Genomic DNA, 26,681 nt, shown 5'->3' with positions numbered 1-26,681 from the left:
AGGGGAGTCAGGCCTGCGGGGTGCGCAGGGGGGCTTCGTGGACTTCCACCCGCGCCTGTTGCAGGGCTTCCCAGAGTTCCCCGGTAGGCTTGCGGTCGACCACCAGGCGGTTGATCCGGCTCAGCGGGAAGACCTGGAACAGGGCGCGCCGGCCGAGCTTCGAGGAGTCGGCGATAACCGTCAGTTGGCGGGCCTGGGCGATCATGGCACGGGCGATCTCGGCTTCCTCGATGGAAAAATCCATGGCGCCATCGCCGTTCAGCGCGCCGACGGTGATCACCGCATGCTCGGCGTTGAACCGGGCGATCTGCTCGATGGCCAGGGCGCCGACGTTCTGTTCGGATTCCGGGCGGTACTCGCCGCCGATCATGAATGCACGGTTGCCGGAGGCGCCGACGCTGCCGGCGATCAACAGCGAGTTGGTGATCACCGTCAGATGGCTCTGGCGCGCCAGTTCGCGGGCGAACAGCAGGGTGGTGGTGCCGGTGTCGATGAAGATGCTGTCACCGGGCCCGAACAGGCCGGCGGCGTAGCGGGCGACTGCGCGTTTTTCCTGGGCGTGCTCGTTCATTCGCGTCTGGAAGGCGTTCTCGTGCTCGCCGCTGGGCGGCAGGGCGGCCCCTCCGTGGAATTTGCTGACCAGGCCTTGTTCGGCCAGCGCGGCGAGGTCGCGGCGAATGGTTTCCTGAGAGGTGGAAAGGGTCCGCGCCAGTTCGTCCACCGAGATCCGCTCGCGCTGGCGCAGCAATTCGAGAATGTGGCGGCGGCGTTCCTCGGGGCGCATCGTGTTCTCCCATGGGCCGCATCCTGGTGCGGCGATTGTTACCGTGAATCGCCCGGTAGCGCCTGGCGGCGCTGGGCGGAAGGGGGCGGGGCGAGGCTTTGCGCAGGCCCGGCGGAAAATCTCACAGGTCCGTAAGGCAGGTACGCTCTTGGATTGGCCGCCTACTTGACCGTATGGGTGACCAATTTAGGTAAAACGAACCTTCAAATCAACACGAAAACCAAATTGTGGCACGCGAAATGCGAGTGTTCGCTTCGGCGGAGCGACCGGCGTGGCCGGCCTCCCGACCAGACAACCAGAAGAACGCATCCCGCTACGGGAGCCTGCCGAGGGGAGAACGACGCAGATGGCCGAGTTCGGAAACTATGTGATTTACCTGATCATGCTGGGTGCGGTACTTGGCGCGCTGGCTTCCATCCTGCGCCCGGAAAGCGGTCTGGGCCGCGAGTTCGTCAACGGCATCCACGCCATCGGTCCGGTGTTCCTCGCCCAGGCCGGCATCATGGTAGCCATTCCCTATCTGTCGAAGGCGATTTCCCATGCCCTCGGCCCGTTCTTCCAGACCCTCGGTTCCGACGTATCCATCGCCGCGCTGTCGATCATCGCGGTGGACATGGGCGGCTACCAGTTGGCCGATGCCCTGACCGCCAACCGCGACATGTGGATTACCGCCATGCTGGTGGGCTACACCTCCGGCGCGACCATCGTCTACCTGATCCCGGTCGGCCTGACCATGCTCGAGCGCAAGGACCACAAGTACCTGGCGCTGGGGGCGATGGCCGGGTTGATCAGCATTCCGTTCGCGGTGCTGGCGGCGTTGCTGCTGATTACCCTCAACCACATCCCGGTGCGCGAACTGGTATCGACCGGTTCGCCGGCCCTGCACTACCTGTCGCTGGACTTCCTCGACATGCTTCGGCTGCTGGCGCCGCTGTTCGTCTTCTGCTTCCTGCTGGCCGCCGGCCTGAAGTACCGGGCGACGGCGATGGTCACCGGGTTCCTGGTATTCGGCAAGGTGATGGACGCGTTCATCAAGATGGCCCTGGCGCTTTCCATCGTCCAGCACTTCACCGGAGTCTTCACCAAGGTCTTCGGCGGCTGGGGCTTCGACCCGATGTTCGCCGACGAGAAAGAGTTGTTCCGCGCCATCGAGATCGCTGGCTACATCGGCATCATGCTGGCCGGGACCTTCCCCATCTGCTACCTGTTCCAGCGCTACTGCAAGCGCCCGATGGCGGTCCTCGGCCGTTACCTGGGGCTGTCCCAGCCGGGCGCCACCGCCTTTGTCATGGTACTGGCGAACATCATCGCCACCTACCACCTGTTCAAATACATGAATGCTCGCGACAAGGTGCTTTGCGTGGCCCTGGGCGTCTGCGCCCAGGCCACCATCGGCGATCACCTGGCATTCACCGCCAACTTCCAGCCGACGCTGATCCTGCCGATCCTGCTCGGCAAATTGTTCGGCGGCCTGCTGGCGGTATTCATCGCCATCCGCATCTCGGTGCCTGCCGCCGAGCGCTATGCGCGGCAGGAGCAGGAGCATGACGAGGCGGAAAAAAGCGCCCTGCACGCAGCCTGAAACATCCCCCGACGAGCGCCGCGAGCCATCGCGGCGTCGCTTTCCGCAACGAGGTAACCATGCGCAAGATATTCCTAGCTTGTCCCTACAGCCATGCCGACGCCGAGGTGGTCGAGCAGCGCTTCCGTGCCTGCAACGAGGTCGCGGCGACCATCGTCCGCGCCGGCCACGTGGTATTCAGCCAGGTCTCCATGTCCCACCCGATCAACCTGTGCCTGGCCGAGCTCGACCGCGCGGCGATCGGCAGGTTGTGGGCGCCGGTGGACGCCTTCTACATGGATCACCTGGAAGAGCTGATCGTCCTCGACCTGCCGGGCTGGCGAGACAGCGCCGGCATCCGCCGCGAGATGGAGTTCTTCGAGGCCGGCGGACAGCGGGTCAGCCTCTGGTCCGAGGTGGAGCACGAGTTTCGCTGAGGCGGCAGTGGCTGAACTGCAAGCCGAATGAAAAAGCCGGAAGCGCGAGCGCTTCCGGCTTTTTCGTCAAGCGGCGAGGGATCAGTTGGGGCTGTAGATCTGGTCGAATACGCCGCCGTCGATGAAGTGGGTCTTCTGCACGCTGCGCCAGTCGCCGAAGGTCTTCTCCACCGAGAAGAAGTCGACTTTCGGGAAGCGGTCGGCGAACTTGGCGAGGATCTCCGGGTTGCGCGGGCGCAGGTAGTTGTTGGCGGCGATGGTCTGGCCCTCGTCCGACCACAGGTACTTCAGGTAGGCCTCGGCCTGGGCGCGGCTGCCTTTCTTCTCGACCACCTTGTCGACCACCGCCACGGGGGGCTCGGCCTCGGCGGACACGCTCGGGTAGACCACCTCGAAGCCGCCTCGGCCGAATTCGCGGGCGATCATCTCGGCTTCGTTCTCGAAGGTCACCAGTACGTCGCCGATCTGGTTCTGCATGAAGGTAGTGGTGGCGGCGCGGCCGCCGGTGTCGAGCACCGGTACCTGCTTGAACAGCTTGCCGACGAATTCCTTGGCCTTGTTCTCGTCACCGCCGTTCTTCAGCACGTAGCCCCAGGCGGAGAGATAGGTGTAGCGGCCATTGCCGGAGGTCTTGGGGTTCGGCACCACTACCTGGACGCCGTCCTTGAGCAGGTCCGGCCAGTCCTTCAGGGCCTTGGGGTTGCCCTTGCGAACGATGAACACGGTGGCCGAGGTGAACGGCGCGCTGTTGTTCGGCAGGCGGGTCGCCCAGTCCTTCGGCACCAGGCCGCCGTTGTCGGCGAGGGCGTCGATGTCGGTGGCCTGGTTCATGGTGATGACGTCGGCGGGCAGACCGTCGATCACCGAGCGCGCCTGCTTGCTGGAACCGCCATGGGACATCTGGATGGTGATGTTCTCGCCTTTCTCCGCTTTCCAGTATTTCTGGAAGGCCGGGTTGTATTCCTTGTAGAAGTCGCGCATCACGTCGTAGGAGACGTTGAGCAGGGGCTGGGCGGCGTGAGCGGCGCCGCCGAGCGCCAGGCCGGCGGCCAGCAGGGAGGCGCTGAACAGTCGTTTCACAGGGCAGTTCCTTTGAGCATGTTGTAGTGGCTCGACTATAACGTCGGGTTATATGCAGGGTAAATATCAAAAACTGCTTTGCTTATTACCCGCTCGAGCCTATGCCGCGGCCGGCGCTTTGGCCAGCGCTAGTCGAGGCCGCTGACCGCCAGGTCCTTGGGATACTCCACGCTGAACTTCAGGGTGGCGCTGCGTTTCTCGCCGGGTTGCAGGGTCCAGTCCCACTTCAGCTTGCCGTCGTCCTCGCGCTTGACTTCCTGCGCCTTGGGTTCCAGCAAGGTGACCTGGATCTGCTCGTTGCGCGAGACCGGCAACTGGTCCTCGAACTGCACGCGTTCGGCGTTCTTGTGGTTGTTGCGCACGTCGATGCGGAATTCGTAGTTGACCCGCGTGCGGTTGCCGATCAGGCCGCTGCTGTCGGTATAGCGCTTGACCAGCTTGCGTTCGATGCCGATGCCCTCGTCGGCGCCCAGTGCCAGTTCGAAGCTCTCGCCGGGCATCACCCCGCGCAGATGGCCGCTGGCGACGAAGCTGTTGCCGAGAAAGGTATTCAGGGTGCCGGGGAGCAGCGGGTAGTCGCTGTCGTTGCGGGTCTCCGCCTCCAGGTAGGCGGTTTCGCGCAGGGCCGGGGCCGCCAGATAGCGCAGCTTGGCCGGCATTTCCAGGCGGGCGATGGTGACCTTCTGCGCGCTGCCGTCGCTGTTCAGGGTCGCCGGCACGGGGATGTGGAAAGAGGCGCTGGCGGCGCCGCTGCTGACCTCCGCGGTGGCGAGCCGCGCCTCGGCCAGCTTCGGCGCCGGGGCCGGCATGGCCATCTTCGCCGAGGTCCTGGCGATGGGAGCGGCTTGCGGCATGGGCGCCGGAGCGTCCTGCATGGCCATCTCGGCACCGTAGTAGGCGTTGGGCGCGTCGATGTCGACGATCCAGGGATTCAGCCGCGGTACGTTGCCGCCCAGGGCCGGACGGGCGGTGGAGAGGGTCAGGTCGATGTCGGTCCAGTCTTCGCCGCTGCTCTGCCGGACCAGGCCCTGGTAGGTCAGTTCGATGGTCTTCGCGCCGTCGCGCAGGCGCGCGTCGTAGGTCGGCTGCCAGGAGGCGTCGCGCAGGGTGTAGTCGAGCTTCACCTCGACCTGTGCCGGTTGCTCCAGGGCGACCCGCAGGACCGCGCGCTTGAAGCGCTTGCCGTCGCCGTTGAGGGTGCCGCGCTGCTCCTGCAACTGCTGCTTGCGCTGTTCCAGTTCGGCGGCGCGGTCGTCCAGCTGGCGCTGCTCGGCGAGCAGGCGTTCGAGGTTGCCTTCGGTCAGTTGCAGCAGGCTCTTCAGCTCGTCGATGCCGGGCATGGGGCGATCCTTGCCGGGCTGGGTGCTGCCGCTCTGGATGTCGGCGAGGAACTTCTTCTGCGCTTCGAGCACGCTGCCGCGGTCATGGATTTCCCGCAGTTGCCGGTCTATCTCGCGCAGTTGCTGGTCGAGCTGCTGCACACGGTTGTCGTCCGGGCGCTCGACCCGTTGCGCGGCGCTGCTGACGTCGAGCAGGGTGGCGGCGCTGGCGCCGAGGGACGCGCGCAGGCTGGTGTCGTCGAGCTGGAAGGGCAGTTGCTCCAGGGCGATCTCATGCTGGCCCTTGGGCAATTGCAGGCGGGCGGTGCGGGTGACCACGGCACGGTCGGCGTAGACGGTGACCGCGCTGATGCGGCTGTCGACCGCTTGTGGCGCGGCCAGCAACGGAGCGCTGGCGAACAGGCCGGCGAACAGGAGCGGAGAGGCGGCGAGTCGATTCACGATATCTCTTCCTTGGGCGGATGGAGGGGCGAGGAACCCATGCGTGCGGTCCCTTCCTGCTGCCTGAGACGCAAGCGCGGCGAAAGACGGGTTAAGCGGCGCGAAGAAATTTTCCCGTGCGGCTCAGGCCGGCTGTTCCAGGCGCTCCAGGGCACCGCGCAGGTTGGCGCGGGCGGCGGCCTCCCAGCGTTGCCGCAGCGGTTCGCAGTGGTACAGCGCCGGTTGCTCCAGCAACTGGCGCAGCAACTTGCCGCGCCCGGCGCGGAACAGCGGTTCCGGCACCCAGGCGTATTCGGCGCGGACGTCCGCCTCGTAGCGTGCGTAGACCGGCGCCGGCGCGGCGAGGATGGCGAGGTCGATATCCACCACCAGGGCTGCGTCGGCGTCTCCCGGCGGCGCCTGGTGACAGGTGGCCATGATCAGTTCGCGCAGGGCCGGCCGCAGCGCCGCCAGCCCGGCCTGGTCGAGCCAGTGCTCGGTGCTGGCGGCGCTGGCGGCCTCGTTGTCCTGGCGCTGGGTGTCGTAGACCAGGTCGTGGGTCCACAACGCCAGCTCCACCAGGTCCGGCCGCAGCGCCAGTTGGCGCCAGCGGTCGAAGTGCTCCAGGCAGGCGAGGATGTGGCGATCGCTGTGGTAGTGCCGGTCGGCCCCGCCATAGGCCGCCAGCAGCGCGTCGAAGGCATCCGCCGGCGGGTTGCCGCCGAGTCGCTGCCAGAGGGCGTCCCAGCGCTGCCGGTCAAGACTTCCCATGGCTGCCTTCCTCGCGAGGGAACAACGGGTTGCCGCAGCGGCAGCAGAATGCCGCCTGCACTTCGTGGGTCGCCTTGCGGCACACCGGGCAATCCCGCTGCAACAGGTTGGCCGGGTCCTGGCGCATCGCGGTGGCGAGTTCGGCGGTGAAGATCCCGGTGGGCACCGCGATGATCGAGTAGCCGGTGAGCATCACCAGGCTGGCGATGGCCTGGCCGAGCGGGGTCTTCGGGGTGATGTCGCCGAAGCCGACCGTGGTCAGGGTGACGATCGCCCAGTAGATGCCGCGGGGGATGCTGGTGAAACCGTGCTCCGGGCCTTCGACCACGTACATCAGCGCGCCGAACACGGTGACCAGGGTCATCACGGTGAGGAAGAACACGATGATCTTCTGCTTGCTGCCGCGCAGAGCGGTGAGCAGGAAATTGGCCTGGCTCAGGTACTGGCGCAGCTTGAGCACGCGGAAGATCCGCAGCATGCGTATCACCCGGACGATCAGCAGGTATTGGGCGTCGGGGTAGAGCAGGGCGAGGAAGCCAGGGAGGATCGCCAGCAGGTCGACCAGGCCGTAGAAGCTGAAGGCATAGCGCAGCGGCTTGGGCGAGCAGTACAGGCGCAGCAGGTATTCCACCAGGAAGATGCCGGTGAAGCCCCATTCGATGTAGGCCAGCAGGTCGCCGTAGTCCTGGTGGATTTCGTCGATGCTGTCGATCATCACTACCAGCAGGCTGGCCAGGATCACCAGCAGCAGCGCGCTGTCGAAGCTCCGGCCGTCGCGGGTGTCGGTCTGGAAGATGACGATGTAGAGGCGTTCGCGCCAGCTGTCGGGTGCGCTCATCGTGGCTCCTGATGATGGATGCGGCACCTTACCAGACTAGCCCGCCGGCGCCAGCGTTCCCCCGCTCAGGAGCGTCGCCGGCCGAGGCACGGACCGAGGCTGCCGGCCAGGCGCAGGTACAGGCGCTCGCCGCCGATGCAAAGCAGGCAGGCGAGGATGAACGGTGCGGTCAGCGCCGGCAGGCCGAGCAGGCCGAACAGCGGTTGCAGCGTCACCGCCAGGCCCATGCCGAGCAGTGGCGGCCAGGCGCTGCGGTAGCGCAAGGCCAGGGCCAGCCCGGCAAGGGCGGCGTTCAGGCCGTAGAGCCCGGCGAGCGCGCTCGCCCAGTCGTAGCCCAGCAGCCAGGCCAGCGGCAGGCTGGCCGCGGCGCCGGCGAGGGCCCAGGCGGCCGAGGGACGCGAGACCAGCAGCAGGCCGAGCCAGACCAGCAGCCCTGCCAGCGGTTCACCGAGGAAGATGATCTCGCCGATCCCCAGCGTTAGCGCCGCCAGCTCCGCCGTGCCGCTCCAGGCGCAGCTGAAGCAGCCGCCATGGGCCGCCGGGGCCAGGCCTAGCCAGGCGCCGAGGGGCACCAGCCACCAGCCGTTGAGGACGAAGCCCAGGGTATAGGGCGGTAGCCAGCGGCGTCGGCGCAGCCCATGCAGGAACAGGCGCTGCAACGCCACGCTGGCCAGGCAGCCGAGCGCTACCAGCGACACCAGCCCCGGCGACCAGGCGAAGCGGAATGCCAGCAGCATGCCGATCAGCACGGCGTTGTAGCCGTACAGCCCGGCCTCGATGTCGCTGTCGGCGCAGTGCAACAGGCGCGCCAGCAACGGGCCGAGGGCGCCGCCAAGGAGGGCGCCGGCGAGCAGCGGCGGCGCGCCGACGGCGATCGCCAGCAGGCAGGCCAGGCCCAGGCGTGGGTCGCCCTGGAGGAACACCTGGCTGATGCCGCGCAGGAGGATTCGGGATGCATTGAGGAGAGATTGCAGGGGCATGGCGGTCAGTGCGGCAAGGGCCGCTCGGCAGGCACGGAGATGCCAGGCCTGCGCGAGGGGCGGGGGTGGTCATTGTAGGGGCTGGCGCGGAGGCGACGCACCCCGGACGAGAAGGCCAGGCGAGGGTCATGCATGCAGGGCGTTCCAAGAAGAAAAAAAGACCTCCGGCAGGAGTTGAACCGGAGGCCTTGAATGTCCATGGCCTGCATGGGAGTGCGCGAGGGAGGCCATGGTCCGACAAGAAGGTCTTTCCCGGATGGATGGAGACGCGGCCCCGTATTTCCGGCCCCATCCATCCGAGAGAGACAAGGGTGGCCCGACCCGCATGCCCGGGGGGACGGCGCGAGCCGGACCGAACTCGTTGCTTCAGAGATCTCCCAGCGGCGGCGCCACGGTCTCGATGCGCAGCATGTTGGTCGAGCCGGGGCGACCGAACGGCACGCCGGCGGTGACCACCACGGTGTCGCCGCGGCGCGCCATGCGCTGGGCCAGGGCGATGTCGAGGGCGGTCGAGCAGATCTCGTCGACGTGCGCCAGTTGCTCGTTGACCACCGAATACACGCCCCAGGCCACGGTCAGTCGCCGCGCGGTGCGCAGGTTCGGGGTCAGGCTGAGGATCGGCGCCTTGGGCCGCTCGCGGGCGGCGCGCAGGGTCGAGTTGCCCGACTCGGTGTAGTTCACCAGCACCGCCACCGGGAGGATCCGGCTGACCCGGCGGATCGCGCAGCTGATCGCATCGGAGACGGTAGCGTCGGGCTGCGGACGGTTGACCTCGAGCTGGACGTGGTAGTCCGGCTCGGCCTCCACCTGGCGGACGATCTTCGCCATCATCTCTACCGCCTCGCGAGGGTATTGTCCGGAAGCGGTTTCCGCCGAGAGCATCACCGCGTCGGCGCCGGCGCCCACCGCGGTGGCTACGTCGGTCACCTCGGCGCGGGTCGGGGCGGGGGAGAAGCGCATCGACTCGAGCATCTGGGTGGCCACCACCACCGGCTTGCCGAGCTGGCGGCAGACCTGGACGATGCGTTTCTGGATGCCCGGCACGCTCTCCGCCGGCACCTCTACGCCGAGGTCGCCGCGCGCCACCATGATCGCGTCGGCGCGCTCGGCGATCGCCTCGATGGCGCTCACCGCGCTGGGCTTCTCGATCTTGGCCATGAGGAAGGCCTTGTCGCCGATCAGCCCACGGGCCTCGTCGATGTCCTCCGGGCGTTGCACGAAGGACAGCGCCACCCAGTCGACCCCCAGTTCCAGGCCGAAGGCCAGGTCGCGGCGGTCCTTGTCGGTCAGCGGGCTGAGTTGCAGCACCGCTTCCGGCACGTTGACGCCCTTGCGATCGGACAGCTCGCCACCCACCGCCACGCGGGTCTCGATGGCGTCGCTGTGGCAGTTGACCACTTCCAGGCGGATCTTGCCGTCGTCCAGCAGCAGGCTCATGCCCGGTTCCAGGGCATGGATGATCTCCGGATGCGGCAGGTTGACCCGCCGCTCGTCGCCGGGGGCGTCGCTGAGGTCGAGGGTGAAGGTCTGCCCACGCTGCAATTGCACGGCACCGGCGGCGAAGCGGCCGACTCGCAGCTTCGGACCCTGCAGGTCCATGAGCACGCCGATCGGGTAGTTCAGCTCCGCTTCCACCTCGCGCACCCAGGCGAAGCGCTGCGCGTGATCGGCGTAGTCGCCGTGGCTGAAGTTCAGGCGGAACAGGTTGGCGCCGGCCTCCACCAGGGCACGGATATCGTCGCGGCTGCGGGTGGCCGGGCCGAGGGTGGCGAGGATCTTGGCTTTCTTGTCGGCTGTCATGTCAGGACTCGAGGATGAGAATGGCGCGGAAGTCGTTCACGTTGGTGCGGGTCGGTCCGGTCACCAGCAGGTCGCCGAGGGCCTGGAAATAGCCGTAGCCGTTGTTGTCGTCGAGCTCGTCGCGGATCTTCAGCCCGGCCTTTTCGCCGCGGGCATGGGAGCAGGGCGTCATCAACGCGCCGGCGTTGTCTTCCGAGCCGTCGATGCCGTCGGTGTCGCCGGCCAGGGCCCAGATGTTCGGTTCGCCCTTGAGCTCGGCGGTGAGGCTGAGGAGGAACTCGGCGTTGCGTCCGCCGCGACCGTTGCCGCGCACGGTGACGGTGGTCTCGCCGCCGGAGAGGATCACGCAGGGCGCCGCCAGCGGCTGGCCGTGCTTGCGGATCTGCCGGGCGATGCCGGCGTGGACCTTGGCGACTTCCCGCGCCTCGCCCTCCAGGTCGCCGAGGATCAGCGTCGAGAAGCCGGCCGCGCGGCACTTCACCGCTGCTGCGTCGAGGGCGTTCTGTGGCGTGGCGATCAACTGGAAGTGGCTGCGCGCCAGGCACGGGTCGTCGGGCTTGACGGTTTCCGAGCGCGGGTCGGCGAGCCAGTCGAGGACGTTCTGCGGCACGTCGATGGCGTAGCGCCTGAGGATCGCCAGGGCATCGGCGGAGGTGGTCGGGTCGCCGACGCTGGGGCCGGAGGCGATCACCGTGGCCTCGTCGCCGGGAACGTCGGAAATCGCGTAGGTATAGACGCTGGCCGGCCAGCAGGCCTTGGCCAGGCGACCGCCCTTGATCGCCGAGAGGTGCTTGCGCACGCAGTTCATCTCGCCGATGGCGGCGCCGGACTTGAGCAGCGCCTTGTTCACCGCCTGCTTGTCCGCCAGGCCGATGCCTTCGGCAGGCAGCGAAAGCAGTGCGGAGCCGCCGCCGGAGAGAAGGAAGATCACCCGGTCGCTCTCGTTCAGGCCGCTGATCAGTTCCAGCACGCGACGGGCGACGCGCTCGCCGGCGTCGTCGGGCACCGGATGGGAGGCTTCCACCACCTCGATGCGACTGCATTGCGCGCCGTAGCGGTAAGGCGCCACTACCAGGCCCTGGATCTCGCCCTGCCAGTGCTTCTCCACCACTTCGGCCATGGCTCCGGCGGCCTTGCCGGCACCGATGACGATGGCGCGCCCGCTGCGATCTTCCGGCAGGTGGTCGGCCAGCACCTGGTAGGGATGGCCGGCTGCCACCGCGGTATTGAACAGCTCGGTGAGAAAGGCGCGTGGATCGGTACTCATGACAGGCTCCGAATTTCTTGTTGTCGTGCCGCCGGTCGGACCGGCGGTCGCAGCGTCGTCGACGCTTCCATTCCGCAGCACCCGCGCCGGCGGGAACTGGGGAATGGAAGCGAGGCGCCCGGACGCAGAGGCCGTGAATCTCCCGGCCGGGCGTTCGCTTCCTTTACCCCGCCTTGTGGGCGGGGAAGGAAGAGGGCGGCGGCGAACACCGGAGTTCGCCGACCGTTCCTCTCCCCGAGCCCTTCGAAAAGGGGTTCGTCGCTCCGCGCGGGGTGACGGCCCGCGCGGACTGCGGATCACTCGTCGCGGATCGAGAAGTTGGCCATGTGCTCCAGGCCCTTGATCAGCGCCGAGTGGTCCCAGTTACTGCCGCCGATGGCCGCGCAGGTGCTGAACACCTGCTGGGCGTTGGCGGTGTTGGGCAGGTTCAGGTTCAGCTCGCGGGCGCCGGCCAGGGCCAGGTTGAGGTCCTTCTGGTGCAGGCTGATGCGGAAGCCCGGGTCGAAGGTGCCCTTGACCATGCGTTCGCCGTGTACCTCGAGGATCCGCGAGGAGGCGAAGCCACCCATCAGCGCCTCGCGCACCTTGGCCGGATCGGCGCCGTTGCGGGCGGCGAACAGCAGGGCCTCGGCGACCGCCTGGATGTTCAGCGCGACGATGATCTGGTTGGCCACCTTGGCGGTCTGGCCGTCGCCGTTGCCGCCGACGCGGGTGATGTTCTTGCCCATCGCCTGGAACAGCGGCAGGGCGCGTTCGAAGGTGTTCGGGCAGCCGCCGACCATGATGCTCAGGGTCGCCGCCTTGGCGCCGACCTCGCCGCCGGAGACCGGGGCGTCCAGGTACTGCGCGCCGGTAGCCTTGATCTTCTCGGCGAAGCCCTTGGTGGCGGTGGGGGAGATCGAACTCATGTCGATCACCACCTTGTTCGGGCCGACGCCCTCGGCGATACCGTCCTTGCGGAACAGCACATCCTCGACCTGCGGGGTGTCCGGCACCATGACGATGATGAACTCGGCTTCCTGGGCCACTTCCTTCGGGTTGGCCAGGGCAATGGCGCCGGCCTCCAGCAGGTCGGCCGGAGCGGCGTCGTGGTGGGTGGAAAGGAACAGGCTGTGGCCGGCCTTCTGCAGGTTCTGCGCCATGGGCTTGCCCATGATTCCGGTGCCGATGAATCCGATCTTGGCCATGAGAGTGTCTCCTGGTTCTGTCTGTCGAGTGGCTCCGCGCAGGGAGGCGGGAGCGTCTTGTTCGTGGGTGCGGATCAGACGACGTTGTGCGTCTTCATCCAGCCGAGGCCGGCTTCGGTGGTGGTGGCCGGCTTGTACTCGCAGCCGATCCAGCCCTGGTAGCCGATGCGGTCCAGGTGCTCGAAGAGGAAGCGGTAGTTGATCTCGCCGGTGCCCGGTTCGTGGCGGCCGGGGTTGTCGGCGAGTTGCACGTGGTTGATCGCCGCCAACTGGTTTTCCAGGGTGCGGGCCAGGTCGCCTTCCATGATCTGCATGTGATAGATGTCGTATTGCAGGAACAGGTTGGCGCTGCCGACCTTGTCGCGGATCTCCAGGGCCTGGCGGGTGTTCTGCAGGTAGAAGCCGGGGATGTCGAGGGTGTTGATCATCTCCATGACCAGGCGGATGCCTGCGGCTTCCAGCTTGTCGGCGGCGTAGCGCAGGTTGTCGACGAAGGTCTTCTCGACGCTGGCGCAGTCGTGCCCCTGCGGCCGGATCCCGGCGAGGCAGTTCACCTGGCGGTTGCCCAGCACCCTGGCGTAGGCGATGGCCTTGTCGACCCCCTCGCGGAACTCCTGGACCCGATCCGGGTGGCAGGCGATGCCGCGCTCGCCCTTGGCCCAGTCGCCGGCCGGCAGGTTGAACAGCACCTGCTCCAGGCCGTTGGCTTCCAGGCGGGCCTTGATCGCCTCGGCCTCGACGTCATAGGGGAAGAGGTACTCGACGCCGGCGAAGCCGGCCTTGGCGGCGGCGTCGAAGCGTTCGAGGAAATCCACCTCGGTGAACAGCATGGACAGGTTGGCGCAGAAACGGGGCATGTCTTGCTCCTATCGTTCGGTCAAACGTTCGGGAGGCCTTTCGCCGGGGGCGGGGTGCCGCACGCACCGTCCGCGCCTCCGGGAAAGGCCGGCGATCAGTCGAGCAGCGAGATGGCGGTCGGCGCGTCGGCGCCTTTCTCGGCCAGTTCCTCGAACTCGTTGATGGCGTTGATCTCGGTACCCATGGAGATGTTGGTGACGCGCTCCAGGATCACCTCGACCACCACCGGCACCTGGTGCTGTTGCATCAGTTCGCGGGCCTTGGCCAGGGCGGCGCCGATCTCGTTCGGGTCGAACACCCGGATCGCCTTGCAGCCCAGGCCCTCGACCACCGCGACGTGGTCGACGCCGTAGCCTTCCAGCTCGGGGGCGTTGATGTTGTCGAAGGCCAGCTGCACGCAATAGTCCATGTCGAAGCCGCGCTGCGCCTGGCGGATCAGGCCCAGGTAGGAGTTGTTCACCAGTACGTGGATATAGGGCAGCTTGAACTGCGCGCCGACCGCCAGTTCCTCGATCATGAACTGGAAGTCGTAGTCGCCGGAGAGCGCCACCACCTGGCGGCTCGGGTCGGCCTTGACCACCCCCAGCGCGGCGGGAATGGTCCAGCCCAGCGGGCCGGCCTGGCCGCAGTTGATCCAGTGGCGCGGCTGGTAGACATGGAGGAACTGTGCGCCGGCGATCTGCGACAGGCCGATGGTGCTGACGTAGCAGGCATCCTTGCCGAAGAACTCGTTCATCTCTTCGTAGACGCGCTGCGGTTTCACCGGCACGTTGTCGAAGTGGGTCTTGCGCTGCAGCGTGCGTTTGCGCTGCTGGCAGCTTTCCAGCCAGGCGGCGCGCGACTTCAGCTTGCCGGCGGCCTTCCACTCGCGGGCCACTTCGAGGAATGCGTCGAGGGCGGCGCCGGCGTCGGAGACGATGCCCAGGTCGGGCATGAACACCCGGCCGATCTGGGTCGGTTCGATGTCGACATGGATGAAGCGGCGACCTTCGGTATAGACCTCGACGCTGCCGGTGTGGCGGTTGGCCCAGCGGTTGCCGATGCCGAGCACCAGGTCGGATTCCAGCAGGGTGGCGTTGCCGTAGCGGTGCGAGGTCTGCAGGCCGACCATGCCGGCCATCTGTGGGTGGTCGTCGGGGATTACGCCCCAGCCCATCAGGGTCGGGATCACCGGGATGCCGGTCAGCTCGGCGAATTCGCGGAAGCGCTCGGCGGCGTCGGCGTTGAAGATGCCGCCGCCGGCCACCAGCAGCGGGCGCTCGGCTTCGTCGAGCATGGCCAGGACCTTCTCGGCCTGGACCCGGGTGGCCTTCGGCTTGCTCACCGGGAGGGGCTCGTAGGCGTCGATGTCGAACTCGATCTCGGCCATCTGTACGTCGAACGGCAGGTCGATCAGTACCGGGCCGGGCCGGTCGCTGCGCATCAGCTGGAAGGCCTTCTGGAATACATAGGGGACCTGGGCCGGTTCCAGCACGGTGGTCGCCCACTTGGCCACCGGCGCGGCGATGCTGGAGATGTCGACCGCCTGGAAGTCTTCTTTGTGCAGGCGGGCGCGCGGTGCCTGGCCGGTAATGCAGAGAATCGGGATGGAGTCGGCGGAGGCGGAGTAGAGGCCGGTGATCATGTCGGTGCCGGCAGGGCCGGAGGTGCCGATGCAGACGCCGATGTTGCCGGCCTTGGTACGGGTGTAGCCCTCGGCCATGTGCGAGGCGCCTTCGACGTGACGGGCCAGGACATGGTCGATGCCGCCGATCTTCTTCAGCGCGGCGTACATGGGGTTGATCGCGGCACCGGGGACGCCGAACGCGGTATCCACGCCTTCGCGGCGCATCACCAGTACGGCGGCTTCGATTGCTCTCATTCTGGCCATCGTTTTGTTCCTCGTTCTTATACTAATTGTGTACAAAAGTTGGAACGATTCTAGGCAGAGGGGGAGCGCAAGGTCAAGATGGGTTGTATACGCTGGAAAAAGCCGCTGAAATCAATTTTTCCATAATAAAAACAATGAATTACAATTTTTGTTAGCAAGCTTATAAAACCAGCGTTTGAAAAAATGTATACAAAATTATGTTCATATTGTTCTGGAATGTTGCTTTCGTAGGGCCGGTCGGCTACTAGATTGGGTACAAATTTTCGAACGCGCCCGCATAGCGGGTGGTTTCCCGATTTCTAGCCTTAACAACTCGAGAGGAACGACCATGACCACCATCAGTCTGGAAACCGCGCTGGGCATTACCCGCCAGGCGCTGGCGGTGGGGCGCGAGCTGTCCACCGCGCCCCTGACCATCGCGGTGCTCGATGCTGGCGGCCACCTGGTGGCGCTGCAGCGCGAGGACGGCGCCAGCATGCTGCGACCGCAGATCGCCATCGGCAAGGCCTGGGGCGCCGTGGCCCTGGGCAAGTCGTCGCGGCTGCTGGCGGCGGATGCGCAGCAGCGGCCTTCGTTCATTTCCGCGGTGAACACCCTGGCCCATGGCAATCTGGTTCCGGCGCCGGGCGGGGTGCTGATTCGCAACGACAAGGCAGAGGTGGTCGGCGCGGTCGGTATCAGCGGCGATACCTCGGATATCGACGAGCAATGCGCGATCCAGGGCGTGCTGGCGGTCGGGCTGGTGCCCGACGCCGGTTGAGCTTGCGGCCCGCTCACCAGGACCGGGCCTTCGCTCCCTTCTTCAGGTAGCGTACGCCGCCATCCACCAGGCTCTCCGTGCCATACCTGCAGCGGGGCTCGTTCGAGGCCAGGAATAGCGCGGCACTGGCGATCTCCAGCGGCTCCCCCAGGCGTCCCGGCCAATCTTCTCCCTCAGCGCCTGGGTGGCCTCGACATCGGTAGCGGCTTTGTCCAGCGCTGGCGTCCGGGTCGGCCCCGGGTTCAGGGCGTTGACCCGGATACCGCGCTCGAGCAACTCCGCCGATAGCGTCCAGGCGAGGTGTATGCGGAGCTGCCGCCGCGGGTCGAATACCGCGTCACGCCGCTCGGTGCGAAGCCGGCGCTGGGGCGGGTCAGAGCGGCAGCGGCCGAAGCCGGCCGGCGCTCTTGCCGGATTGCCCGTCGGGCGTGCAGCCTTTCAGGACCAGGCGGGTGATGGTTTCCACCGCAGCGTCGTAGTCGGCGTCGCTGAGCTGTTCCTTGCCGGTGACGATGGAAATCTGCCAATCGAAGTCGGCATAGGTCTGGGTCGCCGCCCAGATGGCGAAGAGCAGGTGATGCGGGTCCACCGGGGCGAGCTGGCCACGGTCGATCCAGGTCTGCAGGCAGGTGACGTTGCGCTGGGCCTGGGCGTTCAGTTCGTCGAGGTATTCCTTCGGCAGGTGCGGCGCGCCGTGCATGATCTCGCTGGCGAAGACCTTGGAGGCATGCGGCAGCTCGCGGGAGATGCGGATCTTCGAGCGGATGTAGGCGGGCAGGGCGAGCAGCGGGTCGTCTTCCACGCGGAACGGCGCCGACGCTTGCAGCAGCGGCTCGACGATGCTTTCCAGCACGCAGCGATAGAGGTTTTCCTTGGACTGGAAGTAGTAGTAGACGTTGGGCTTGGGCAGGCCGGCGCGGGCGGCGATGTCGCTGGTCTTGGTCGCCGCGAAGCCCTTGTCGGCGAATTCCTCGCTGGCGGCGCGGAGGATCAGGCGCTTGTTGCGCTCGCGGATGCTGGTCATCAGTCCTTGTTCTTCATTGCTGCAACGGCGGCAGGAAGCCGAGGATGGTAGCACCCGCCCGGAGCGCCCCTCAAGCAAGGTGCGAGCGAGGCGGAGGCCCGGGAAATCCTGACCCGCCGGTTCATTTGCCCTATACATTTCCCGGTATTTGGAGTATTCGTTAGGGGTATCGAGTCGCCCGCTCGCACTCACCCACCGAGCGCCGGGCGAGCCCCCCGGAACAGAACGAGTCACTATGTCCGATTCCCGCCTGGTCGATCCCTTCGGCCGTCGCATCACCTACCTGCGCCTGTCGGTGACGGATCGCTGCGACTTCCGCTGCACCTACTGCATGAGCGAAGACATGCAGTTCCTTCCCCGCGACCAGGTCCTCAGCCTGGAAGAACTGTACGCGGTGGCCGACGCCTTCATCGGCCTCGGCGTGCGGCGCATTCGTATCACCGGCGGCGAGCCGCTGGTGCGCAAGGGCATCACCGGCCTGCTGGCACGCCTGGGGCAGCGTGCGGAACTGGAAGACCTGGCGATCACCACCAACGGTTCGCAACTGCGCGAGCGCGCCGCCGAGCTGAAGGCCGCCGGCGTCCGCCGCCTCAACGTCAGCCTCGACTCGCTGCAGCGCGAACGCTTCGCCGCCTTCACCCGTAGCGATCGCCTGGAGCAGGTGCTGGACGGCATCCAGGCGGCGCGCGAAGCCGGTTTCGAGCGGATCAAGCTGAACTGCGTGGTACAGAAGGGCCGCAACGACGACGAGATCCTCGACCTGGTCGAGTACGCCCTGGCCAACCAGTTGGACATCAGTTTCATCGAGGAAATGCCGCTGGGCAGCATCACCAGCCACCGTCGCGAACTGACTCTCTGCACCAGCGACGAAGTCCGGGCGATCATCGAGCGCCGCTGGCCGCTGACCCCGAGCCTGGCGCGCAGCGGCGGGCCGTCGCGGTATTACCAGATCGGCGACGAGCCCAGCCGGATCGGCTTCATCTCACCTCACAGCAATAATTTCTGCGGCGACTGCAACCGCGTGCGCGTCACCGCCGAGGGCAAGCTGGTGCTCTGCCTCGGCCACGAGGGGGCGCTCGACCTGCGCGAACTGCTGCGCAGCCATCCCGGCGACTGCGAGCGCCTGAGCGCGGCACTGGTGGCGGCGCTGAACCTGAAGCCGGAGCGGCATCACTTCGACGCCCAGGAGCAGGTCCAGGTGCTGCGTTTCATGAGCATGACCGGCGGCTGACGGTATCCTCCTGGGGCGATGGCACCAACGGCGCCATCCGCCGCTTCCTCCCCCATGCCACCCGGGCGACCGTGTTCCGGCACGCACCGCTCGCTGCCCCGTCCCGGGAAAAGCGACGCGGCGCAACACCGAAACGCGGCGAAGAAGTCATGCTGCCTGCCGCGCCAGCAAAGGAAAGCCTCCCATGCACCGGGTCCTGTTCATCTGCAGCCGCAACCGCCTGCGTAGTCCCAGCGCCGAACGGCTGTTCGCCGACTGGCCGGGCGTCGAGACCGATTCCGCCGGGCTGGCGGCGGACGCCGAAACGCCTCTGGAGCGGGAGCAACTGGAGTGGGCGACGCTGGTCGTCGTCATGGAGCGCCGCCACCGGCAGGCGCTGCTGCGCCGGCACGCCGCGGCGATGAAAGGCAAGCGCCTGGTCTGCCTGGATATCCCGGACGACTACGCCTACATGCAGGCGGAATTGCTGCATCTGCTGGAGCGCAAGGCGGGGCCTTTCCTTCGGCGGGACTGAGTGGTGCGGACCGCGAGCGGAAAAAAAGAAGCCGGACGAAGTCCGGCCCGAGGGAAGGGCGGACCGGGAGTGTCGCCGGTCCGCCAGGGAGTCAGGAGTGCTTGGGCGCCGGCGCGTGGCTGCCGCACAAGTGGCTGCGGTCGTTGCGGCTGAGGATGTTGAACAGCAGGTTCAGCACCACCGCCCAGATCGCGGTCATGGCGATGCCGCTATGGGTGATCGGCTCCATCCAGACCGGCAGGCGGGCGAAGAAGTCCGGGCGCACCACCGGCACCATGCCCATGCCCATGCCGATGCTTACCGCCACCAGCAACTGGTTGCGGCGGTCGGTGATGTTGGCCTCGTGGAGGATCTGGATGCCACTGGCGGCGACCATGCCGAACATGGCGATGCCGGCGCCGCCGAGTACCGCCGGCGGGATCGAGGCGACCAGGAAGGCGGCCTTGGGCAGCATGCTGAGGAGGATCAGGAAACCGGCGGCGGCCACCGTGACGTAGCGGCTGCGCACCCCGGTCATCTGCACCAGGCCGATGTTCTGGGCGAACGAGGAATGGGTGAAGGTGTTCAGGAAACCGGCGAAGAACGAGGCGCCGGCGTCGCAGAGCAGGCCGCGGCGCAGTTCGGTCGGGGTGATCTCGCGGCCGGTGATCTTGCCCAGGGCGAGGAACATGCCGGTGGACTCGACGAAGATGATCACTACCACCAGGCACATCGACAGGATCGGCGCCAGGTCGAAGGTTGGCGCGCCGAAGTGCAGCGGGGTGACGATGTCGAACCAGGGGCGCTCGGCCAGACCGCCGAGGTCGACCATGCCCATGCCGCCGGCGATCGCGTAGCCCAGGCCCATGCCCATCAGCACCGAGATGTTGACCCAGAAACCGCGCATGAAGCGGTTGATCAGGAGGATGGTGCAGAGCACCAGGCTGGAGAGGAACAGGAAGTGCAGGGAGCCGAAGTCTTCCGCGCCCTTGCCGCCGCCGGCCCAGTTGATCGCCACCGGGAACAGGCACATGCCGATCGAGGTGATCACCGTGCCGGTCACCAGCGGCGGGAAGAAACGCACGATGCGCGACATGAAGGGGGCGATGAGCATGCCGAAGAAGCCGGCGGCGATGGTCGCGCCGAAGATCCCGGTGATGCCCACGCCGGGCATCCCGGCCATCGCCACCATGCTGCCGACGGCGGCGAAGCTGGCGCCCATCATCACCGGCATGCGGATGCCCATCGGGCCGATGCCCAGCGACTGGACCAGGGTGGCGATGCCGGCGACCAGCAGGTCGGCGTTGATCAGGAAGGCGATTTCCTCGCGCGAGAGGCCGGCCGCCTGGCCGACGATCAGAGGCACGGCGACGGCGCCACCGTACATCAGCAGCACATGCTGGAAGCCCACCAGCAGCAGCTGCGTCAGAGGCAGGCGCTGGTCTACGGGCGAGTCGGGGATGCGGCGATCAGTTACCACGGACATGCAACACCTCAGGCGTTTTTATTGTTGTCAGTCGCAGGCGGACACCGGAAAAGGCAGGTTCCGGCGGCCGGGTATTTCTGGCCGAACATCCACCCCAGGCTTCAGGGCGATGCGGTGGGGTGTTTTATATCCCCGTTGTGTGCTCGATTCAATCGATTTTTTGTATACAAAGTAATTTTTTGTAGTTGACCAATCGGTCTACTACAGGCTTTCCAGAGCTGCTTCCACTGTATCCATAGAACTGGCGCCGGCTACCCCCGGGACGCCCGGCGGTGTACGACATTGGTCGGATAGCCGACGTGCTCTAGCCGCTGGGAGTTTTCAGCGACCCCTACCTCAGTGAGCGCAAGCCCGGTGCAGCAAGGCCTTGAACCCTGTCGCCCGGGATCAGCCATGGGTCTTTGCGGAACGCCTGCTTGCATTGGCGACTACAAGCAGCGACGTGCGCGAGAGCAACCGGCTATCTGAGCGCCAGTAGATCCTGGCGGCAATGGAGACGCTCAACGAGCAAAGAGAATGCCGCCAGCGCTTGCTGGAGTGCACAACGGCAGACTGGCCAAGGTGCCAAGGCTCGGGGCAGGTCAGGCTGGACAAGAAGCCGGCGGAGTTTTCCTGAGCGTTCTACAGGAGAGGCACGAAGGAGGTCGCCGAAGTCGTTCGGCATATCGAACGTCCCCCCTTTTTCAGTTTTCGGCAGCGCCCAACGGGCCACTGGCAATCAGGCTGGCACCACAAGCTGTTTTCATCCCATGTAGCGCGACCGGGACCCCATTCACATCCAGCAGGGCGCTACCTTCGGTAATGGGGAAGGTTCCCTTGCACAAGGGGCAAACCACTTGGTGGCCTACACCGGCCATCGGCTTGCCGTTGAGGTCGGTCTGGCCGAACGCCTCAATCACCGTGCCTCCATGGCTGGTGGTGTCGCCAAGGCGAATGATGTCCATCGCGGGTTGCTCCTATAGATCGTCCAGCCAGCTGTCTTTTGGCTTCAGGCTGGAGAGGAATTCCTCATAGACATAGTCATCACCGAGCGTTTGGCCGCCAGGCGTAGCGGGTTTCGGAGCAGGGGAAGGACCGGCATTTCCGCCACGCGGCGATGAAGACGTCGGGCGCACGCGGATCGAATCGACAATGGCGTCCCACAGTTCCAAAGCCTCTTTGTCCGATTTGAAGGCAGGGGGCGGTGGTTTACCGTTTTCATTGCTGCGTTCCAGTACCGCCAGTCCCGCAGTAAGATGGGGCTCGGTTAGCGATTCCTCCTTGCCTTGAACCTCCCACATGAAGGTATAGCCGCGCTGCCCCTTATCGCTTCCCGCAACCAGATATTCCTCTCCAGGAAGGCCCCCGACAGGATGCTTTCCTTTTCTTAACCTTTCCATGCCTGCAAACGTGGAGAGCATGTTTTGCACGAAGCCGTCGACTCGCTCAAGAAGGCTGTTTAGCTCAGCTCCCGTGGAGGAGCGGAATTCAAAGCGCGCGCCGGGGTGCTCAGGGAAAGTGACTCCCACTCCAAACCTCTCCACTTGAAAACTATCCCCTGCAATATAAGCGTGGTCGATGCAAAAGCCCGGCTCGCTGGGGATTTCTTTTGGCGCGCGAGAACGTAGATTTCGAGCTAAAGCCCTAGATATCTCCACAGCATGTTGCTCTCTGTCTACCGAAACTTTCCCTTTCCAACGATAGGCATGCCACGTAGGCTTAGATGTAACATAGGTATCCAATAAATAGGTTTTAGAGGCAACCTCTGAAGACCAAGACAATAAACCTACTGATTCATTGCCAAAGTCAATTTTACGAAGAAACATGTTGCCTTTGGATTTATGTCTCTGAGTCCTCCACTCTTGTTCAAGACGATCAACCCTGGCTGCCAGTTCGGTAGGTTTATCATCTAAGTACTCAATTCTGTCTCCCCATAGGTAGTATCCGGCATTGATTACCGCGTCAGGTGGCAGATCAATCAGAAAGCGACCAAAGCAATGAGTAATCCATCCGGTCTTGTCCATGGAAGAGCTCCGAGAAGAAGAAAACGAAGTGCAACTGGTCATGCTGGTCAAGACCACCACTCCAAGTACAGCAAGCAACCGACGGGGATGCATCATGTCCCTCCTTTGTCATTAGGATGCCAATCTGCCAACTGGGTGATTTTGATCACCCCATATAGCGCTGCCCATTGAGCACGAGCATCGTTGTAACTCTCCTGGTGCTCATAGCCCCGTTTGGTATTGGCCTGTCCCTTGCCCTTGCTGCCATGCCGAAAGCTGGCCTTGACGCCCGCCAGGGCAGGCGCCTGGCCGGAGTCGGTCGGTACCGTTTCGTCACCTCCGCTACCGGAAGCGTCCAGAGGATTTCCCGTCTCCAGCGGACCCTGCACTATGGTGGGCAAGCCCCGGCGGAACCAACTGTTGTAAGTGCCGTTCTCATCGTCATTGAGTGTGGCACCGGGGGTCTCCAGAGGGGTAGGGTCACCCTTCCAGATCAGGTCGCGCCAACTATGGCGGCTATCGTCAGCTCCGTAATGGGCATAGGTCTCTGAGTGATATCCTGCTGCTGACAATTCACCATGAAAATTAGCAATGCTATCTATCAAGTCTTCAAAGTTATCACGGGGGCCAACTCTTAAACCTTCTTTTTTGTCTGACATGTCCAGATATTGTGAATTTTGCTCAGGCACCAATCCATACCACGTAGTGTTCTTGTATATCTCTTCATAAGGGTCCTGATTCTGCGGATAAGCCCGAGGCTTTCCATCGATATCCTTGAGCACCTGCCCCTGCGCGTCGCACAGAAATAGCCAAGGACGCCCTTCCCGGTATTCGGCGCTAGGGGCCAATTCCAGCGCGCCGGCCGAATTGGCGACAATGGCTGTCACTTCACCGGCATTTCGCCCCAGCACGACCTGTGCGATACCTTCATAGCCACAGCGCATATGATGGTAGATGGTCGAGGAACCCGTCGCAGGTTGTACGCCATGCACCACCCCCAATACGCGCTCATAGCCGTGCAACTGTGTCAGGGCGCGAGCCACCAGCCCTCCCATCGAATGGGTGACCAGAATGACCTTCATACGTCTCACCTGCTCGGGATCGAGACCGCACTCCTTTTGGTAGAAAGGCAACACGGTATTCTCGATATAGTCGCGTACATCCAGCGCCGACTGCCGGTTGGACTGTAGCCAGTTATAGCCGGCGCACCAGACATCGAACTGGTATCGGCTGGCCCTGAGCAATTCCTCTTCATCGATCGGCCCCACCTTTCCCTGCTCCTCACCCTGATCTCCAGGAGGAGAGAGGGCTTCGTCATTCCACCATGCCTGGAGTTCCCGCCGGCTGACGATGTTATCCAGTCGCCTCTCCATTAATCCCATGACCGGGTTATACGCACTGCGCATGACCTTGCCCCAGCCGCGCAGGCGGGCAGCTTCTTCGGACAAACCAGATTGACCGACATCGATCGTACCCTGGTCATCGACTTCTACTTGCTCAGCCTTCAGGAGCTCCTGACGGGCCTTTGGACCCCTCCAGGCCCAAGTCCACAACGCACCGATGGAGGCAAACAGGTCATCCATGGGCCACAGACCATTCGGCGGCCTCCAGACCTCGCTTTTATCTGCCTTGTTGCGCAGGTTGGTTCCCATGATCCCCGGAATGAAGATCACCGGCAGGGGAGCGGTCTGCCGAATCAGTGCCACCTTTTCGCTCTGGTTGTCGGTACGGGTCAACTGCGCCTTGTAGACAGGCCGTCCCAGACTGTCGCGAGAGCGAGGGATGATCACATCCTGATTCGGCTCGAGCGGTTCGCTGCTCATGTGTTGGACTCCGTGTCGCTGTTGTGACTGCCCTTGCCCAGGATGCGTATCTGCACCGGGTCCATGGCCAGGTGTTGTTGCTTGGGTAAACGGCCCTGGCTGTCGGTCATCAGTTTCACCACACCACCATCGCCTCGTATCACTTCAACGGCGATATTGGGTAACGGCTCCAGCGTGGCTTCGTCGCGCAGGACATACCGGTCATCGAACGGTGTCGAATCCCAGGCGTTGAAGCTGGTCGATGCATGAGCGGGACCGACATGACTGTGCTTCGCCGCCTTGACCACGAAGTTGCCGGGCATGCCCAGCTCGATGTTGCCGCCCTTGAGGGTCAGGTAGGCGCCGCCGCACATCAGGGTGATGTGCTCCTTCGCGGTGACCAGCACGTGCTGCTGGCTGGCGCTGACCTCCACGCTCTGCTCGGCCTCCAGGCGGATGTCGTTCTTCTGCGCCTGCAGCAGCATCGGCCCCTGGTGGGTGATCTGGCGCAGCTCGCCGCCCTGGGCGAACAGGCCGATGTCGCTGCCGGCGTTGATCACCACCTTCTGCCCGGCGGTCACCTGCTGGTTCTGCCGGGCCACGCTGTCGACGTGCTCGCCGGCGGCCAGGGTCAGGCTCGCCGGCGTCGCCGCGGCGATCCCTGCCGGACCGCTCAAGGCGATCGCCGGCTTGCCTCCGTTGCTCTTGCCGGACTCGTCGTTGGCGCCGTGGCCGAGGTCGCGCACGGCTTCCTGGAGGGTTTGCTGCGGCGCCGCGTCGTGCCCCACGCCCTGGTGCTCCCCGGCGTAGTCGCCCAGCTCGCGGGCCAGCTCCAGCGCGGCCTCCAGCACCTGCACCACGACGCCTCGGTCGAGATGGCCGGCGCCGGCCCTGAGCTGCTCCTCGGTGCTCAGCAGCAGCCCCTTGGCCGCACGCACCGCGCCATGTTCGTCGGTGCGCAGTTCGAAGCCCTCGCCGCGCGGCTTGCCGCCTTCGGGCCGAGGATGGGTCAGGTAGCCCAGGTGCAGCGCGCTGGCACCGTGGTCGCTCATCAGCGCCGCACTGATCTGCGCCGTGGTGTCGTCGATGCGCAGCTCGTTGGCCCGACTGCCCTTGTACTCCTTGCTCTTGATGGTGCTGAGGATCTTGTGGTCGGGCAGCGCGTAGGGCGGCCGGTTGGTCGCCCGGTAGGTACGCCCGGTGACGATCGGCTGGTCGCAGTCGCCGTCCAGGTAATCGACGATCACCTCCTGGCCAATCCGCGGGATCGCCATGTGCCCCCAATCGGCACCTGCCCAGTTCTGCGCGACCCGTATCCAGCAGGTACTGAATTCATCGTGACGTCCCTCGCGATCCCAGGGGAACTGGACTTTCACCCGTCCCCACTCGTCGCAATGGATCTCTTCCCCTGCCGGGCCGACTACCGTCGCGATCTGCGGACCATCGATACGTGGCCGAGGCAGCGGTGCGGGACGCCATTCGACGTCCTCGGGTACCAGTTCGGCGCGCAGGTCGTAGCTCACCCCCAGAGGGGCGTCGGCGGACTCTTCCTCCTGGCCGGCATACTGGGTGCCGCGATGGACCACCCGTACCGGCCGCCACCAGGCGTTGAAGTCGGCACGCGGATGACCTTCCATGGCAAAGGCGTGGCCCGGGATCAGCCGCGGGTCGTCGCCGCTGACCGATGCCACCCGCGCATCGCGCCGGTGCCCTCTGAGGCGGCTTTCGGTGAAAGGCCGGCCGGCGCCGCTCCGCTTGTAGCGACCGGGGTAGTCGTAGCGCTCGTAGGACGAGCCCTGATGCTCGAGCGCCTCGCCAGCGAGATGATGCTCCTGGTCGTAGGTCGGGCGCTTGAAGCTGTAGTCCCGCTGGGTCTGTCGAGCCGTACGAACATTTTCGCTGTAGCGGAAAGAATGAAGCACCGGCTGCGGGTTGTCGCCCTCCGGCTGGGCGCTGAACAGTACCGGGCCGCCGGCGATACGCTCCTGGACGTAGAGCCGGTCGCTGCAGACCAGGGTGTGGCGGTGTTCGTCGAAGCGGAAGTAGTAGACCAGGCCTTCCTCGAAGGCCAGCCGGTCGTGCAGGTAGTGATCGCTGTCGCCGGCCTGCACGCAGTATTCGCGTGGCAGGTGCTCGTGGTAGATACGCTGTTCGTAGTCGAGCACCCGGTGCTCCTTGAGCAGCGCCTGGAGAATCTCCGGAACACTCTTCTCCTGGAATATCCGCCAGTTGCAGCACAGCTCCAGGCGCGCCAACTGCGGTTCCAGCAGCAGTTCGTAGCGGGTCCGGCGAAAACCCGAGCTGCCCTGGGTGAAGTGGCTGACGATGCCATGGACGTAGCGGGCCGGACGGCCGTCCTGCCAGAGGGTGAAGGTGCCCGGCTGGTCGAGTACCTGCCTGAAATCGATGGCGTTCTTGTCGCTGGCCAGCTTCAGGTTCAGGCGGAAAGGCTCGCAGAGCGCTTCTTCCAGTTCGAACTCGACGACATCGAACGCGAGTTTCCCTTCGCCGACGACGAAGGTGAATTTCAGGTCCCTTTGACGCATGGATCGTTCCTTGTTCCTGGCGGGCGGTTCCTCCCCCATCCGTTGGAGAAGCGAGCCCCACGTTACTCTTGCTCAGCCGCTGCCGAAAGTCTTGGCTCGGTGTCTATTTCGCGAAGTAGCGGACATTTTCGGCTCGACGGAGAACCGGCCGTACAGGTGTACGA

The 26,681-nt window shown here is 65.3% G+C and carries 23 protein-coding genes; 5 read left to right on the top strand and 18 right to left on the bottom strand.

Annotated elements, in window-relative coordinates:
- Positions 1-7 precede the first annotated feature (7 nt).
- Entirely contained in the window at positions 8-784 is a 777-nt protein-coding gene (locus tag LE197_RS14565) for a DeoR/GlpR family DNA-binding transcription regulator (protein ID WP_003083169.1), read from the bottom strand.
- Positions 785-1,130: 346 nt separating this feature from the next.
- Between LE197_RS14565 and eutH the strand changes: the two genes are divergently transcribed.
- On the top strand, positions 1,131-2,366 hold the full coding sequence (gene eutH / locus LE197_RS14560; protein WP_003083171.1) for an ethanolamine utilization protein EutH: 1,236 nt from the start codon (positions 1,131-1,133) through the stop codon (positions 2,364-2,366).
- Positions 2,367-2,425: 59 nt separating this feature from the next.
- Positions 2,426-2,782: a DUF1937 family protein gene (locus LE197_RS14555; protein ID WP_003083172.1), complete on the top strand. Its 357-nt coding sequence runs from the start codon at positions 2,426-2,428 to the stop codon at positions 2,780-2,782.
- A gap of 81 nt (positions 2,783-2,863) precedes the next feature.
- Here LE197_RS14555 and LE197_RS14550 read toward each other — a convergent pair whose 3' ends face one another.
- The 10 genes from LE197_RS14550 to gcl all read right to left on the bottom strand — a co-directional run bounded on the left by LE197_RS14550 (position 2,864) and on the right by gcl (position 15,193).
- Positions 2,864-3,862 (bottom strand): sulfate ABC transporter substrate-binding protein, encoded by a 999-nt coding sequence (locus tag LE197_RS14550; RefSeq protein WP_003087175.1) that lies wholly within the window; start codon positions 3,860-3,862, stop codon positions 2,864-2,866.
- A 128-nt stretch (positions 3,863-3,990) separates the two neighbouring features.
- The gene (gene muiA, locus LE197_RS14545) at positions 3,991-5,643 is read right to left on the bottom strand and encodes a mucoidy inhibitor MuiA (protein WP_023109013.1); all 1,653 of its coding nucleotides are present in this window, start codon (positions 5,641-5,643) and stop codon (positions 3,991-3,993) included.
- Positions 5,644-5,766: 123 nt separating this feature from the next.
- The gene (locus LE197_RS14540; RefSeq protein ID WP_003122930.1) at positions 5,767-6,393 is read right to left on the bottom strand and encodes a hypothetical protein; all 627 of its coding nucleotides are present in this window, start codon (positions 6,391-6,393) and stop codon (positions 5,767-5,769) included.
- Positions 6,380-7,231 carry an ion transporter gene (locus LE197_RS14535; RefSeq protein ID WP_023109011.1) on the bottom strand — a complete coding sequence of 284 codons (852 nt, stop codon included), beginning with the start codon at positions 7,229-7,231 and terminating at the stop codon, positions 6,380-6,382. Before LE197_RS14535 ends, LE197_RS14540 begins: the two co-directional genes overlap by 14 nt.
- Before the next feature lie 65 nt (positions 7,232-7,296).
- Entirely contained in the window at positions 7,297-8,211 is a 915-nt protein-coding gene (locus LE197_RS14530; RefSeq protein WP_023109010.1) for an urea transporter, read from the bottom strand.
- Positions 8,212-8,577: 366 nt separating this feature from the next.
- Positions 8,578-10,011, bottom strand: coding sequence for a pyruvate kinase (gene pyk / locus LE197_RS14525; protein ID WP_003083183.1), 1,434 nt, complete (start codon positions 10,009-10,011; stop codon positions 8,578-8,580).
- A 1-nt stretch (position 10,012) separates the two neighbouring features.
- Positions 10,013-11,278: a glycerate kinase gene (locus LE197_RS14520; protein ID WP_015503184.1), complete on the bottom strand. Its 1,266-nt coding sequence runs from the start codon at positions 11,276-11,278 to the stop codon at positions 10,013-10,015.
- 296 nt (positions 11,279-11,574) lie between these two features.
- A complete protein-coding gene (locus LE197_RS14515; RefSeq protein ID WP_003087180.1) occupies positions 11,575-12,465 on the bottom strand; it encodes a 2-hydroxy-3-oxopropionate reductase in 891 nt (296 codons plus the stop codon).
- Between the two features lie 74 nt (positions 12,466-12,539).
- Complete coding sequence (gene hyi / locus LE197_RS14510; protein WP_003087181.1) at positions 12,540-13,322, bottom strand: hydroxypyruvate isomerase; 783 nt, start codon at positions 13,320-13,322, stop codon at positions 12,540-12,542.
- 95 nt (positions 13,323-13,417) lie between these two features.
- A complete protein-coding gene (gene gcl / locus LE197_RS14505) occupies positions 13,418-15,193 on the bottom strand; it encodes a glyoxylate carboligase (protein WP_003087182.1) in 1,776 nt (591 codons plus the stop codon).
- Positions 15,194-15,521: 328 nt separating this feature from the next.
- On the opposite strand from gcl, the gene LE197_RS14500 reads away from it, so the two are divergent.
- On the top strand, positions 15,522-15,953 hold the full coding sequence (locus tag LE197_RS14500; protein WP_003083199.1) for a GlcG/HbpS family heme-binding protein: 432 nt from the start codon (positions 15,522-15,524) through the stop codon (positions 15,951-15,953).
- Positions 15,954-15,995: 42 nt separating this feature from the next.
- Here the strand turns inward: LE197_RS14500 and LE197_RS37295 are convergent, their stop codons facing one another.
- Positions 15,996-16,229, bottom strand: a complete 234-nt coding sequence (locus tag LE197_RS37295; RefSeq protein ID WP_353615303.1) for a hypothetical protein — start codon at positions 16,227-16,229, stop codon at positions 15,996-15,998.
- Between the two features lie 97 nt (positions 16,230-16,326).
- Positions 16,327-16,977: a TetR/AcrR family transcriptional regulator gene (locus tag LE197_RS14495; RefSeq protein ID WP_003087183.1), complete on the bottom strand. Its 651-nt coding sequence runs from the start codon at positions 16,975-16,977 to the stop codon at positions 16,327-16,329.
- 235 nt (positions 16,978-17,212) lie between these two features.
- Here LE197_RS14495 and moaA point away from each other — a divergent pair, with 235 nt between their 5' ends.
- Positions 17,213-18,208, top strand: a complete 996-nt coding sequence (gene moaA, locus LE197_RS14490) for a GTP 3',8-cyclase MoaA (RefSeq protein WP_023109009.1) — start codon at positions 17,213-17,215, stop codon at positions 18,206-18,208.
- 184 nt (positions 18,209-18,392) lie between these two features.
- Positions 18,393-18,722 carry a low molecular weight protein tyrosine phosphatase family protein gene (locus LE197_RS14485; protein ID WP_003087185.1) on the top strand — a complete coding sequence of 110 codons (330 nt, stop codon included), beginning with the start codon at positions 18,393-18,395 and terminating at the stop codon, positions 18,720-18,722.
- Positions 18,723-18,813: 91 nt separating this feature from the next.
- On the opposite strand, the gene LE197_RS14480 is transcribed toward LE197_RS14485, so the two are convergent.
- The 5 genes from LE197_RS14480 to LE197_RS14460 form a co-directional block, all read right to left on the bottom strand.
- Complete coding sequence (locus LE197_RS14480; RefSeq protein WP_171428995.1) at positions 18,814-20,187, bottom strand: nucleobase:cation symporter-2 family protein; 1,374 nt, start codon at positions 20,185-20,187, stop codon at positions 18,814-18,816.
- 683 nt (positions 20,188-20,870) lie between these two features.
- Positions 20,871-21,131 carry a PAAR domain-containing protein gene (locus LE197_RS14475; RefSeq protein ID WP_003083211.1) on the bottom strand — a complete coding sequence of 87 codons (261 nt, stop codon included), beginning with the start codon at positions 21,129-21,131 and terminating at the stop codon, positions 20,871-20,873.
- 12 nt (positions 21,132-21,143) lie between these two features.
- Complete coding sequence (locus LE197_RS14470; RefSeq protein ID WP_031638038.1) at positions 21,144-22,286, bottom strand: T6SS immunity protein Tli4 family protein; 1,143 nt, start codon at positions 22,284-22,286, stop codon at positions 21,144-21,146.
- Positions 22,283-23,992, bottom strand: a complete 1,710-nt coding sequence (locus tag LE197_RS14465; RefSeq protein WP_023112557.1) for an esterase/lipase family protein — start codon at positions 23,990-23,992, stop codon at positions 22,283-22,285. Before LE197_RS14465 ends, LE197_RS14470 begins: the two co-directional genes overlap by 4 nt.
- Positions 23,989-26,517 carry a type VI secretion system Vgr family protein gene (locus LE197_RS14460; RefSeq protein ID WP_023109007.1) on the bottom strand — a complete coding sequence of 843 codons (2,529 nt, stop codon included), beginning with the start codon at positions 26,515-26,517 and terminating at the stop codon, positions 23,989-23,991. Before LE197_RS14460 ends, LE197_RS14465 begins: the two co-directional genes overlap by 4 nt.
- Positions 26,518-26,681 lie beyond the last annotated feature (164 nt).

Source organism: Pseudomonas sp. PS1(2021) (assembly GCF_020405165.1).
Classification (GTDB): Bacteria; Pseudomonadota; Gammaproteobacteria; order Pseudomonadales; family Pseudomonadaceae; genus Pseudomonas; species Pseudomonas aeruginosa.
Note: the sequence above shows the minus strand (reverse complement) of the source record. Positions and strands in the feature narration are given on the sequence as shown.